Source organism: Candidatus Protofrankia datiscae, from assembly GCF_000177615.2.
Lineage (GTDB): Bacteria > Actinomycetota > Actinomycetes > Frankiales > Frankiaceae > Protofrankia > Protofrankia coriariae.
On sequence record NC_015656.1, the window covers coordinates 3002544 to 3015979 of the forward strand.

The window sequence follows — 13436 nt, forward strand, 5'->3', positions numbered from 1 at the left end:
CCACGACGACCGTACGAGATGCCGGTGGGACACCGGCCGCGCCGCACCGTCAGCCCGCACTGGCCGGCTCGGCGGCGGCCGGGCAGGAACTGATCTCAAGCGAACCGGTGGACTGCGCGCGCAGCCCGTCGAGGTCGGTGACGGTGACGGTGAACGACAACGAGCCCGGGACCGCCGACGGCCCGACCGGCCCCGACCACACCGACCAGTCCTCCGCGGCCTCGCCCAGGTTCAGCGCGCTGGTGGTCGTTCTCCCGTCGGGCAGATGAGCGACCAGGTCCACCCGGAAGACACCGGTGGAATCCGTCGCGCGCACCGACACCGTGGACACGGTCGGCCCGGCCGCGGCCGGGCATCCCGTCGTGTACACAACGGCCGGGGTGACGGCCAGCGAGTCGACGGCCGGCGGGCCGGAGATCACGGCGGTCACCCGCAGCGTCCCGCCCTTCCCGTCGCCACCGACGGTGGCGACGGCGACCGAGGTGTCCAGCACACCGACCGGCGCGGCGGACCGGTCGAGGGTGATGGCGACAGCCCTGCGATCGCCCGCCGCGACCGTGCCGGTGGCCGGCACGACGGACAGCCAGGGCGGCGTGGCGGCGAACCGGAAGTCGACCGGCTGGCGGCCGGCGTTGCGCAGCTCCACGGTCGCCGAGGAGTTGACCGCCCCGAGGTCCACGACACCCGTCGACAGCGCAAGCCCGCCACCTACCGTGACCGCCGTATCGCCGGAAAGAATGCGCGCGGTCCCACCCGCCGTCACGGCGGGCTGTGGCCGCGGCTGCGTCGCGCCCGGGGACGGGCTGCCCGGCGCGCCCGCGGCCGCCACCGCTCCAACCGCCCCCGGCTGCCCCGGCGCACCCGTGGCGGCGCCGGCGGACGGCTGCGCACCGGCCGCGGATGTCGCCGCCGACGGCTCGCCGCCAGCGGCACCACCCCCCGGCTGGCGCCCCTCGATGGCTGTCACGGCGGTGTTCGGCTGTGCCCTGGCCGACTCCAGGGGGCGGAAACGCAGCCACACGCCCAGCCCGGCCGCGATCGCCAACGCCAGTGCCAGCGCCACAAGGCGCCCCCATCGAATGGGAAGAATCCGGCCCGACCGCCTCCACGGCGATCGATGCCGGCCCCCATCGGGGCCGTCGCGCCCCGCGCTCCACGCCATCGAATCGAGCTTAGGTCGACAAAAGTCACCCGCGCAGCGGTTTGAGCCGTCAATCTGTGACAAAGAGCGACATTCGCATGACGGTTTCGTCAATGACGATCTCAGCTGGGAGTACCGGCGGCGCCGGAGCCCTCGGGAGGGACGAAACGGGCCGCGAGCGGCTCCAGCGTCATCGAGAGCAGGGTTCCGGCGGCCGAGGCGCCGATGGCGACGGCCCAGCCGGAAGGTCCGAGCGGGGTGCAGCCGAAGAACCGGCTCAGCCCGGGCGTCTGGACGACCATAACCAGCGCCGCCACCGACCCCAGGCCGCTCAGCAGCACCGACCGGGAACGCCCGCCGACGAGCAGCGTCTGGCCGAGCTGCGCCCCGACCAGCGCCACCAGCCCGACGGTGTTGGCGTGCCGGCGCCGGCCGGTGGGACGGGCGACGATCCACGCGCCGGTGGCGGCCGCGGTGGTCGCCACCGCGCGCACCGCGACCTCCCGGAGCAGCGCGCGGCCCAGCGATCTCTCCGGCCCCTCCCCGAGCAGCTCGCCGGCCCGGCCGGGATCCGGCTGGCGCAGGGCGATGGCGAGCCCGGGTGCGAGGTCGGTGAGCAGGTTGACCAGCAGCAGCTGCCGGGCCGACAGCGGGGAGGTGCCGGTGGCGAGCGCGCCGAGGAGGGTGAAGGCGATCTCGCCGAGGTTGCCGCCCACGAAGATGCCCAGCGCCTGGCGCACCGACGCCCACATCGACCGGCCCTCGACCAGGACGTCGAGGATCGTCTCCAGCCGGTCGTCGACGACCACCACGTCGGCGGCGGCCCGGGCGGCGGGGGTGCCCCGTCCGCCCAGCGCGATCCCCACGTCGGCGAGCCGGATCGCGGGCGCGTCGTTGGCGCCGTCGCCGGTCATCGCGACCACCTTGCCCAGCCGCTGGTACGACTCCACCACGCGGACCTTGTGCGCCGGGGTGCCGCGGGCGACCACCGTCACCTCGGGCAGCAGCGCGTCGAGCGCGTCGTCGTCCAGCGCGTCGATCTCCATGCCGGTCACCACCCGGCCGCCGTCGAGGAGCCCCAGCTCGGTGGCGATCGTCTGCGCGGTAGCCGGATGATCACCTGTGATCATCACGGACTGTACGCCGGCGTCGTGCAGCTGGACCAGGGACGGCCCGGCACCGGAGCGGACCGGATCCGACAGGCCGAGGAAACCCAGGAAGGTGAGATCGTCGAGATCGTCGTCCGACACCTGCCGGCTGTGGTCGGGCATCGCGCGTTCGGCGACGGCGAGCACCCGGTATCCCCGCCGGCCCAGCGCGACGTGCTCGCGGGCCAGACCCGCCCGGCCACGCCCGTCCAGCGGCACGTCGCCCCGGGCGGTCCGCCAGCGGGCGCACCGGGGCAGCAGCGTCTCGGGCGCGCCCTTGACGCTGAGCAGCACGGTGTCGCCGGCGTCCCCGGCGGACGTCCCTCGGGGCGTCCCTCGGGAGGCCCCGAGAGAGGCATGGTAGGAGCGGCCCGGCTCGAACGGCAGCGAGGCCAGCTCCGACCAGGAGCCCAGGCCGTGGTCACGGTGGATGTCCGTGGCGGCCGCGCCCTTGGTCACCGCCCGGTCGGTGGGATGGGACAACTTGCGCCCGTTGACCCGCACCGGGGTGGCGCGCAGACCAGCGGCGACCACCTGGCGCTGCCGCTCCGTCAGCTCGCCGACGGCGACGGTGTGGCTGCCGTCCGACACCATACCGAGACGGATCTTGCCTCTGGTGAGCGTGCCGGTCTTGTCGAAGCACAGCACGTCCACCCGTCCGAGCGTTTCGATGGTCCGCGGGTTGCGCACCAGCGCGCCGCGGCCGGACAGCCGCCGGGCCGCGGACAGCTGCGCGGCCGTGGCCAGGAACGGCAGGCCCTCGGGCACCGCGGCGACGGCGAGCGCCACGCCCGCGCTCAGCGTGTCGCCGGCGGGCCGGCCGCGGACGAGCCCGGAGGCGAGCAGAGTCGCGGCCGCGCCGAGCGCCACCGGCGCGGTGAACTCGGTGATCGCGGCCAGCCGGGCCTCGACACCGACGGCCCGCTCCGGGCCGTCGGTCGCGGCCATCCCCCGGCCCGCCTCGGTGGCCGGACCCGTCGCCACGACGGCGGCCGTCGCGGAACCGGCGACCACGGTGGTTCCCTCGTACACCATCGAGGAACGCTCCGCGACATAGCTGGCGGCGACCGGACGCGGCGACTTCGTCACCGGCAGGGACTCCCCGGTCAGCGACGACTCGTCGATCTCCAGGCTGGTCGCCGACAGCAGCCGGGCGTCAGCGGGGACGACGTCCCCCGGCCCGATCAAGATCACGTCACCAAGGACCAGCTCCCGCGCGATGAGCTCGACGTCGGCGCCGTCCCGGCGCGCCCGGGCCCGCAGCGCGGACCGGGCGAACAGCCGGGCCAGCGCGCGATCGGCCCGCCGCTGCTGCACCGCGCCCACCAGCGCCGACATGACAGCCACGCTGACCACCAGGCCCGCGTCCAGCACCGAGCCGCTGGCGGCCGACAGCGCCGCCCCGCCCAGCAGGACCGGGGTCAGGGGGCTTGCCAGCTCCCGGGCGAGCGCGGCGAACAGGCCAGGAGCCCCCGTGCCCCCCGGGACGTCGTCCGCCCGCCGCGACGCGACCTGCGCGCTGGTCAGACCGTCCGCGGAGCTGCCCAGCCCGGCCAGGACACGCCGCGCCGAGAGCACATGCCAGGGCGTGCGCGGGATGCTCGGCGGCGGTAGACGCCGGTCGAGCTCGCGAGCCGCCCAGACGCCGTCACCGAACGCAAGGGCACCGGCCCCGTTCACCATGAGCATCGCCCGGGAAAGCAGCCGTGGGCCGGTACCGGTCAGCGCGACCAGCGCGCCGGCGCCGGAACCGATCCGGGCGAGCCGCACCGCGCGCCGGCTCACCCGGGCCGCCACGGCGGCCGCCTCCACCATCATCGCGGCGGTCGGCAGGTCCGTCCCGACGAGGACGTCGGCGCCCCAGGCCGGCGCGCCGTCGGGGCCGTCGACCCCGACCCCGCAGTCGGCGCCGCCCACCGCGGGACGCCGGTGCGAGACGACCAGCACCCCGGCACCCGCCGCCCGCAGGTCGCCGACGGCGGCCGGCAGACGGTGCCCGCCCGGGATCACCGGGAACCCGAAGCCGTCGTCCGGGCAGGCCGCGCCGCCGGCCACCCGCACCGTCAGCCCGCTGCGCCGGCAGGAGGCCAGCAGCGCCTCGGCGCCCTCGGCCCGCTCAGGCACCGCCGTCACCACCGCCGTCACCGCCGTACCCTGGGCGAGGCCGAGGATCGTGTGCACCCCGGCCGCCCGCAGCCGCCGCCACTGCGCCCGGCCCGGGCCGTCGCCATCCTGGCCGTCGTTATCCGGGCCGTTGTCGCCCGAGCCGCCGTTGCCCGAGCCGCCGTTGCCGACCAGCCGCTCGATCGGCGCGAGCGTCCAGCCGTCCGCCTCGGTCGTCGCCGCCGGATCGGTCGGCCGGAACAGCGCGTACGCCCGGACGGCCACCTCGCTCGCGTCGGCACCGGCCAGCGGGATGACCTCACCGACGGTGAACGCCGTGCCGACCAGCACGTCGGAGTCGACCACCACCGTGTCGATCCGGTCCAGCAGCCGCAGCGCCCCGGGGTTCATCACCTGCGCTCCCCGGCGCGCCAGCACAACTGTGAGCTGGTCGCAGAAGCCCTCCCGGCCAAGACCGGCGGGACGCGGGAGCATGGCCAGCCCGGCAGCGGCGGCCCGCCGCGGGCCACCGGTCAGCGCGACCGTGGCACCGAAGAGCGCCAGCAGACCCACCCCGGCGGCGTCCGCGTAGCGTTCCACCGGGCCGGCCGGAGCCGGTCGAGGCCGCTCAGGGGCCACCAGTCCGGCACCGGCCCGGTCAGGGTCCCCCAGCAGTTCGGCGCCGGCGGCGGCAAACGCGCCCCGGCGGGCCCGGGCGGCGGCCAGGGCGTGCGCCCGGTGGACGGCGTCCAGACCGAGACCGCTGGAGCTGCCGGCCAGCCCCAGCGCGGCGGCGTTGGCCACCGCCAGGACGATGTCCGCCCGTTGCGGCCCGATCGTCCGCTCCACGACCGCGCGCAGCCGCGGCTGGGTGTCGACGACCGTGACCAGCGCGGCGAACTCCAGCGGCAACGGCGTCCAGCGGGCGACCCGGCCCACCGAGGCCACGGTGAGGGCGATCCCGTCCGCGGCGAGCGCGGCGGCCGCCCGCAGCACCACAGCCGCCGAATCCGGCAGGTCGGCGGTCCTGGGCCGTGGACCGGCGTCCACCGCGCTCTGATCACCGGCGGTCTGATCACCAGCGGTCTGATTCGCGGCGGCTTCCCGCTCGGCCCGGGCTTCCCGCTCGGCCCACTCGCCGCGGATCACGCGGACGGCGCGCTCGGCGGCCACGACCAGCTCACCCATCCGTGGGTACGGCTCGGCCAGACCGACCAGGAGCCGTCCCAGCGGCGCGTTGACCCGGGCCCACCGCACCCCGGGACGGCGCTCCAGCTCCTGTTCCAGCAGCCGCCGGCACGACGGGTGCGGCAGCCCGCCGACACCGCGCACCCGCAGGCTGGCCACCCTGAGCCGGGTGCTCCCGAGGCCGCCGCCGGGACGAGCCAGCCGGCCGGCGGCCTGACCGGCCTGGTCAGACCGATGATCGAGCTGGTCAGGCCGATGATCGGGCTGGTCCGCGGCGGAGGGCTCCAGCCGCTCCAGCAGCGGTCCGGCCAGCAGTATCAGTCCCGTGTCGCACAGGAGGCGTCCTTCGGCCAGCACGCGTCGCACACCCGAGCGGGGATCCGGCAGCCGCATCGGCGGACCTCCTCACCGATCCCGTCGATCGCACCGATCCTGTCGATCACCGGCGGGGCGGTATCGACCACCGGCCGCGATGACACCCGTCGACCACCGGCCGCGATGACACCCGGCCACCGGCAGCTGCGGCACCCGGACGGCAACAGCCGTGGCCGGCCCCCAGCTCATGGCCGACGCCGTCAGGCCACAGCCTGACGGCGCACGTCATGGCCGGCGCCGCGTCCCCCCACGGCTCGGGCCCCGCGGATACCCCCTCAACAGCCGGTACCCGGTGGCCGGCACCGTCTAACAGGCGGGCGCTCCGCCAGACGGCCGACGCCCGCCATCGGAAGAGCGCGCCCGTCGTCACTGGAAGAACACCGCCGGACAGGTACAACCGGACGAACACCGCCCCTGGGCGAACGGGAAGAACCGGAAGAAGTACCCATGCACGGTCGCTGGACGAATGTCGCGGCAGGCAGCCGTCCTCGCGGGAGGGACCAGACGTCCACAACGGGACGAAACGTCGACCGACAGCCTCGGTTCCCGCCGAGAAATCTTCTGGAACCGACCTCGAGATCTTTTGTTTACCTGGGGTTTCCTTTTGGGGATGGTGACCTGATAGCGGAGGGAGGGCCCGATGTCCCCCAAGACACACAATCATGTACGAGACGAAGAAAAAGAAGAAGCCGGCAGGGCGAAGAAGTACCAGGACGGATCGGACGCGGGCGACGAAACCGGAACCCCTACGGAACCATCGGAGCAGTCGCGGGCCGACCAGGCGAACGAGGCCACCGACAACGGCCGGGCCCGCGGCGAGGCCGGCCGCGAAAGCGAACTGGAGGGTGCGGGTGGGGAAGGGAAGAGCGAGGCGCGAAAGCCCCACAGCGCCACGCTGCGGACGCCGTTCGCCACAGCTCGCATCGAGATCCCGCGCGCGCCGGGCACAAGCATGAAAGTGGGCCCGATCAGACTGCCGTCACCAACCCAGACCGCCTTCTACGTGGGCCTCGGCGTGCTCGCCGTCACCGAGGTCGTCGAATGGCCGGTCGCGGCGGCGATCGGAGCCGGTGCCTACATCGCCCAGCACAGTCACGCCGGGGCCGCTCCGGCTCCAAGGAAGTCGGGCCAGACCGAGGAAACATGACGCAAAGGACAGCAGACACGCACCGACGATAGCCACCGACCGCAACCGCCGACCGCGGTCACGCGAAACGGCGGGCCGTCGGCGGCCACCGACTCCGTTCGGGAGCCGGTGGCCGCCGGTCGTCGCCGGTCACCTGTCAGCCGTCAGCGACGACCCGCGGAGACGATGACCCGCGGACAGGAGGATCCATTCGGACAGGAAATATCCAGGACAGACGGTGGACGACGGGCTCAGGCCGTACGGATGGCTGGCCTGAGCCACCGCCGGAACAGCGACGAGACCAGCACGACAACCGCCGCGCTGACGAGTTCGGCCACCAGGGCCAGCACAATATCCGACACCGTGCGCTCCTCAACAGATGATGATTTCGGAATGATCGCCGTTGCCACCTTCGGCGGTACAGGTATCGCACAGGAAAGGGCGGCTGGTCCACCGGTTGCCGGCAGCGCGAACAACCTGGCCACGCAGACGAACAGAGCAGCCGGAAAGCGAGAGCCCGCGGGCGGGACCCTGCCACCTGAAGGGACCGGTCGGCCACGCGCGGAATCCGTTCGCAGAATGCCGCCACCGTCCGGCGTCCCTGGCTCACCGGTCGGATGGCCGTCCAACCCGTCCTGATCGATAATAGGAAAACGATCGATAGCAGGAACACAGACGACGAGCACGGAAACGACCGTCGTAACGACTGTACGTTCCCTGCTTTCGTTGTTCTGACAGCACTTGATATTTCAGGATTTCAGGCGGATGGAAGAAGTGGATCGCCATGACACACCGGCCGCGCGCTCGAATCGCGCAACGGGCACGGTTGGTGCTGCTGCCTCGGCGCTCCGCCCTGGAGGACTGGCTGCTTGTCACCGAACAGCGGATGATCCTTCACCGCAGGGCGCTGCGCACTCCGACCAACACCAACCTGGCCGAACTGCTTGACGCGGCGCAACGCGAGTCACAGCTCGCGGTGGCCAGCGCCGCACGTCTGACCAACAGGTCAGACGTCCCGTCGGGCATCCCCCGGACTCCGACGGCGGAAGCCACGACGGACACACCGCGCCAACCCGAACGGCCCCAGCGACAGCGCACGGTACGGCCACCACGGAAGCGCGACGGCATCACCGTGACCCGCTGACATGGTGCCACGGCGGTGCGGCGACCGTGATCAGGACGGTTGCGCCCTGGATCGGGCCAGTAGCGGGATCGTGACAGTTAACGCCATCTGAAGGTTACGCACAGCTTTCACACAGCCGGACTCGGCACGATACCGGTGCGGCGGCAACGGGCGGATCGTGACTACCTACACTTCCCTTGACCGTGCGCTCGCCAGTGGCGGAACAACGCCGCGTATCCGCAGTGATGGACAGGGAGGCCGACAGGTGGTGACGTCCAAGACGCGCCGACAGCGCGATCTCGCCGCGGCCAGGGCCGCCCGGCAGGCCGCACGCCGGGCCGCCTCACGGCGTCGACAACGCAGGGTGACAGCGGCCGTCTGCGTGGGCGCCCTGATCCTGCTGACCGGCGGTATCACCGCGGCACTGCTGGTCACCGGCGACGACGACACCGCCTCCCTGTCGCCTTCGGCGACATCGCCCGCGACGGAGCCATCCGCGGCGGCCCCGGCCGTCACGACACAGGTCGGCCCCTGCACCTACACCTCGGACGGGCAGAAACCGTCCAGACCGCTCAGCCTGCCCGCGGCAGCCGACACGGTGGACCGCTCCCCCGCCACGATGACCATCAACACGAACAAGGGGACGATCAGGGCCGCGCTGGACGCGGAAAAGGCGCCCTGCACCGTCCACGCCCTGCTCACGATGGCGAACGCCAAGTACTTCGACAACACCACCTGCCACCGCGAAACCACCCAGAACATCTTCGTGCTCCAGTGCGGGGACCCGGACGGCACCGGTATGGGCGGCCCGGGCTTCGCCTACGCCAACGAGAACACCGACGGCGCCAGGTACACCCGCGGCGTCATCGCCATGGCCAACGCGGGCCCCGGCACCAACGGCAGCCAGTTCTTCATCAACTACCAGGACCCGAACGAGGACGGCGTGCAGGCACTGGCCACCAACTACACGGTCGTCGGGAAGGTGACCGAGGGCCTGTCCGTCCTCGCCGCCCTCACCACTCCCGGAGTCGAAGGCGGCGCCCCTGACGGCGCCCCCGCGAGCAAGCCCCAGACCCTCACCCTCACCATCACCCAGGGCACCTGACCCCCAAAAACCTCCCCACCCACCCTCAGCAGCCGCCAAGGATGTGAATCCACTGCTGCTATGACAGCAGCGCATTCACATCGTTGACACCTAAAACCCCCCAATCCCAGCAAAAGCCCCCGACGCACCCCTCCTTCTCCTTATCGATCATCATCAGATGATCGATAAGCCCACGTAACGGCCAACCCCTCCGCCAGGGGCCCCAAATGGTGGTGAAAGCCACTATTTGGAGAAAGGCCGCTATTCGGGGAGGGCCCAGCGGCGGGCAGCGTCGATGCGGGCGCGTAGCTGAGCGGCGGTGGCCTGGGCGGTTGCCGGGCCGCCGCAGGTCCGTCGCAGTTCGCCGTGGATCGCCCCGTGCGGGCGGCCGGTGCGGTGGTGGTGGGCCGCGACCAGCCGGTTGAGCTCCCGGCGGAGTTCGGCGATCACCTCGTGGGTCGGACGGTTGTCCGTGGCCTGCGCGTCCGGGCCGTCCGCCTCGGCGGCGCGGGCCGCCGGGACCGTCTGCCCGAAGGCGCCCCGGGCGGCGCGGCCGGTGGGGTCCTGGCGGGCCTCGGTGCGCTCCTGCCGGCGCCGGGCGGCGAGCTGGGCGGCCTCCCGCTGTTTGAGCAGGACGGCGACCTGGTCGGGTTCGAGCAGGCCGGGCAGCCCCAGGAAGTCCTCCTCCTCGGCGGAGCCGGCGGCCGCCTGGGTGCCGAACTCACCGCCGTCGAAGATGACCCGGTCGAAATGTGCCGAGGAACCCAGCGCGGTGAAGGACCGCTCGGGCAGGTCGGGGACGTCCCGGCGCCGGTTGGCCTCGCGCAGCGCCGCGTCGTCGAAGGCGTCCGGTTCACGCAGGGGTTTGTCCAGCGCGTGGTCACGCTGGACCTCCATCTCGCCGGCGAGTGCGAGCAGCGTCGGGACGCTGGGCAGGAAGACAGAGGCGGTTTCCGCCCGGCCCCGGCCGCGGACGAACCGGCCGACGGCCTGGGCGAAGAACAGCGGGGTGGCCACGGAGGTGGCGTAGACCCCGACGGCCAGGCGTGGGACGTCCACGCCTTCGCTGACCATCCGGACGGCGACCATCCACCGTTGCCGCGACTCCCGAAAATTCGCGATCTTCGAGCTGGCGGAAGGGTCGTCGGAGAGCACCACCACCGGCTCGGTGCCGCTGACCCGGCGCAGGATCCCCGCGTAGGCGCGGGCGCTGGCATGGTCGCTGGCGATCACCAGCCCGCCGGCGTCCGCCATTCCGCCGGCCTGGATCTGGGACAGCCGGGTGTCGGCGGCGGCGAGGACGGCGGGGATCCAGTCGCCGCGGACGTCGAGGGCGGTGCGCCATGCCGCGGCGGTCTGCTCGTTGTTCAGCGGCTCGCCGAGCCGGGCGGACAGCTCGTGCCCGGCGCTGGTCCGCCAGGTCATCTCCCCGGAGTAGGCCAGGAACAGCACGGGACGCACCACGCTGTCACGCAGCGCGTCGGAGTAGCCGTAGGAGGAGTCGGCGACGCTGCGCGTCACACCATCCGGCCCGGGCAGGTAGGTGACGAACGGGATGGGGTTGACGTCGGACCGGAAGGGGGTGCCGGTGAGCGCGAGACGCCGGGTCGCGGGGGTGAACGCCTCCCGGACGGCGTCGCCCCAGGACAGGGCGTCACCGGCGTGGTGGATCTCGTCGAGGATCACCAGGGTGCGGCGGCGTTCGCAGCGCAGCCGGTGCAGCGCGGGATGCGCCGCCACCTGGGCGTAGGTGAGCACCACGCCGGTGTAGTCCGAGGAAGTGGCCCCGGCGGTGTTGCGGAAGGCCGGGTCGAGGGAGATGCCCACCTCCGCCGCCGCGTCGGCCCACTGCCGTTTCAGGTGCTCGGTCGGCGCCACCACCGTGATCGCACGCACCACGCCGTCGCGTAGCAGGTCGGACGCGACGCGCAGCGCGAAGGTCGTCTTGCCCGCGCCGGGGGTGGCGACGGCCAGGAAGTCGCGTGCGCCGGAGCCCGCCCGGGCCCGGTAGATCGCAAGGGCAGCCTCCTGCCAGGCTCGTAACGGACGGCGATTCGCCGGGGGCGGTGAAGCGTCATCGAAAGGGCCTGCACTCACAGGACAGACTCTACGGGCTGCCTGCCGCGGGCCGTCACCGGATCTCACCGAGCGCGCTCAGGGCCATCCGCTTCCCGCCGACGGGCACCGCCGGCAACATCCGACATCACCGAATGTGCCGGAATCCACATACCTGTGTACCGGTGCCGGCCGATGCGCTTCCCCGGTGCGCGCCGACGGGCGGCCGGACGCTGTTCTCCGGCGTCCGCCCTCCGCCATCCCCGTGCTCCGGCATCCGCACACATTCAGTAAACGGCGGCCGGCGGAGCACCGGCATGTCATCAACCGTGCCATCAACCATGTCGCCAGCTGTGCCGCCGATGACAAAACCACCGGGAAATAACTCCGAAACGCACGGGCCAGGCCGTCGGAGAGGAGCCGTCGCCCGCGCGAAGGCCGCCGTCCGGACGACGGAACGACGTGGTGCCACCGTCCGACCGCTGGACAACCAGATCACGACGACACAACGGACGGCGACGCCCGGCAGCGGGGCCGCGGCCGGTGAGCACCACGGACGGTGGGAGGGCGGCAACCCGCGGACATAAGGCCATGGATGAACTCTTTTACCGGGGGGCTATACGGGAGTTGGCGGACAAGGAAAGGCAGACGATGACTCCGGCGAGCAGGGCCCTTACGACTGCCGTTTCCCGACCACCCGCACGCACCCCCAACATCCGGCTGCGAAACTGCCGGGAGGAACGGGGCTGGTCGCAGGAACAACTGGCCATGGAGCTGCGCGGCTTCGCCGTCAGCCGCGAAGGACGTGAGGCCGGGGTCACCGGCAACATGGTCTGCAAGTGGGAGAAAGGCGACAAGAAGCCAAGTCTTCGTTACCAACGGCTTCTGGGAGCTCTCTTTCAGCGAACATCCGGGGAGCTCGGGTTCATCGAGAACGACACCGCCGGCGCTACTGGCGCTACCAATATCGTCAGCACTGTCGGTGACATCGCGGCCGGACCCGGGCCGGAACACGCGTCCGGGCCGTCACGGCCGGGGGCGGAACAGCGTCCCTTCCTCCGGCTGGTCGCGGCGGCCGAGGATGCCACGACGGCGTCACCCGACGCCCGGCCGCCGTGGGAGCGGCTTTCCGCGGCGTTGCGGCAGCAGGCCGTGGCCACTCCGTCAGTCGTCGACAGTCTCTCCGCCCGCACCGCCGGCCTGTTCGGGCTGGAGGAGCGGGTGCCGGCCCATCGGCTGATAGAACGGGTGACCGCGCATCTGGCCGCCCTCAGCCGTCTCCTGGAGGCCGCACCGCGCTCGGCGGTGCGCCGGGCGCTGGCTGTCACCGCCGGTGAGACCGCCGCGCTGGCCGGCTGGCTCGCCTTCGACATGCGCAACAGTGCCCACGCCCGCGCCTATTACCACGTCGCGGCCGAGGCCGCCCAGGAGGCCGGCGACGACGCCCTGCTGGCATGCGTGCTCGGCTACGAGAGCTTCCAGCCGAGCATGAACGGACGGCCGGACAAGGCCTGTGCGCTGCTGGCCGAGGCCCAGCGTCACGCCGAGCGCGGCGGCAGCCCGATGACCTGCGCCTGGCTGGCCGCCCGGGAGGCGGAGGAACAGGCCCACCAGGGGGACAGCGACGCGGCGCTGCGCGCGCTCGACCGCGCCACCGACGCCTTCGGCCAGGCCACCCCGGCCGACGACCGGGTGTGGACGCAGTTCTTCGACCGTTCCCGTCTCGACGGGATAAAGGTCACCACCTTCACCCGGCTGCGCCGTCCGGACGCGGCCCGCGCGACCGCCTTCGAGGGGCTGCGTACGACCAGCCCCACCACCACCAAGAAGCGTTCCCTGCTGCTGGGCGCCGTCGCCGAGGTGCATATTCAGCAACGGGAGATCGAACAGGCCTGCCAGTTCGCCGCCGACGCCCTGGCGATCGTGGCGCAGACGGACTTCTCGCTCGGCCTGACCCGCGTCCTGCACATCCGTGATCATCTGTCGCCCTGGCGTGACGTCCAGGCAGTGCGTGACCTCGACGAACAGCTGCGGGTTCTGATCTGAACGCCGGTGGCCGGCGAGAACGGACTCCCGCCGGCCACCGGCGACAC

At 72.6% G+C, this 13436-nt stretch carries 7 protein-coding genes; 4 read left to right on the plus strand and 3 right to left on the minus strand.

What is annotated here, in order from left to right; all coding sequences use genetic code 11:
• Positions 1-49 precede the first annotated feature (49 nt).
• Together FSYMDG_RS12485 and FSYMDG_RS12490 are read right to left on the minus strand one after the other, a co-directional pair.
• Positions 50-1063, minus strand: coding sequence for a hypothetical protein (locus FSYMDG_RS12485; RefSeq protein ID WP_013873816.1), 1014 nt, complete (start codon positions 1061-1063; stop codon positions 50-52).
• Positions 1064-1263: 200 nt separating this feature from the next.
• Positions 1264-5973 (minus strand): cation-translocating P-type ATPase, encoded by a 4710-nt coding sequence (locus FSYMDG_RS12490; protein WP_013873817.1) that lies wholly within the window; start codon positions 5971-5973, stop codon positions 1264-1266.
• 622 nt (positions 5974-6595) lie between these two features.
• Here FSYMDG_RS12490 and FSYMDG_RS27205 point away from each other — a divergent pair.
• From FSYMDG_RS27205 to FSYMDG_RS12505, 3 genes are all read left to right on the plus strand, one after another.
• Complete coding sequence (locus FSYMDG_RS27205; RefSeq protein ID WP_013873818.1) at positions 6596-7102, plus strand: hypothetical protein; 507 nt, start codon at positions 6596-6598, stop codon at positions 7100-7102.
• 763 nt (positions 7103-7865) lie between these two features.
• Positions 7866-8225: a hypothetical protein gene (locus FSYMDG_RS12500; protein WP_013873820.1), complete on the plus strand. Its 360-nt coding sequence runs from the start codon at positions 7866-7868 to the stop codon at positions 8223-8225.
• Positions 8226-8469: 244 nt separating this feature from the next.
• Positions 8470-9309: a peptidylprolyl isomerase gene (locus FSYMDG_RS12505; RefSeq protein ID WP_013873821.1), complete on the plus strand. Its 840-nt coding sequence runs from the start codon at positions 8470-8472 to the stop codon at positions 9307-9309.
• A gap of 240 nt (positions 9310-9549) precedes the next feature.
• Here FSYMDG_RS12505 and FSYMDG_RS12510 read toward each other — a convergent pair whose 3' ends face one another.
• Entirely contained in the window at positions 9550-11385 is a 1836-nt protein-coding gene (locus tag FSYMDG_RS12510; RefSeq protein ID WP_013873822.1) for a DEAD/DEAH box helicase, read from the minus strand.
• Between the two features lie 609 nt (positions 11386-11994).
• On the opposite strand from FSYMDG_RS12510, the gene FSYMDG_RS12515 reads away from it, so the two are divergent.
• Positions 11995-13389 (plus strand): helix-turn-helix domain-containing protein, encoded by a 1395-nt coding sequence (locus FSYMDG_RS12515; RefSeq protein WP_237702740.1) that lies wholly within the window; start codon positions 11995-11997, stop codon positions 13387-13389.
• Positions 13390-13436: the final 47 nt, after the last annotated feature.

Coding starts and splice junctions, on each gene's coding strand:
- FSYMDG_RS27205 (WP_013873818.1), top strand. CDS start 6,596: ATGTCCCCCAAGACACACAATCATGTACGAGACGAAGAAAAAGAAGAA.
- FSYMDG_RS12515 (WP_237702740.1), top strand. CDS start 11,995: ATGACTCCGGCGAGCAGGGCCCTTACGACTGCCGTTTCCCGACCACCC.
- FSYMDG_RS12500 (WP_013873820.1), top strand. CDS start 7,866: ATGACACACCGGCCGCGCGCTCGAATCGCGCAACGGGCACGGTTGGTG.
- FSYMDG_RS12490 (WP_013873817.1), bottom strand. CDS start 5,973: ATGCGGCTGCCGGATCCCCGCTCGGGTGTGCGACGCGTGCTGGCCGAA.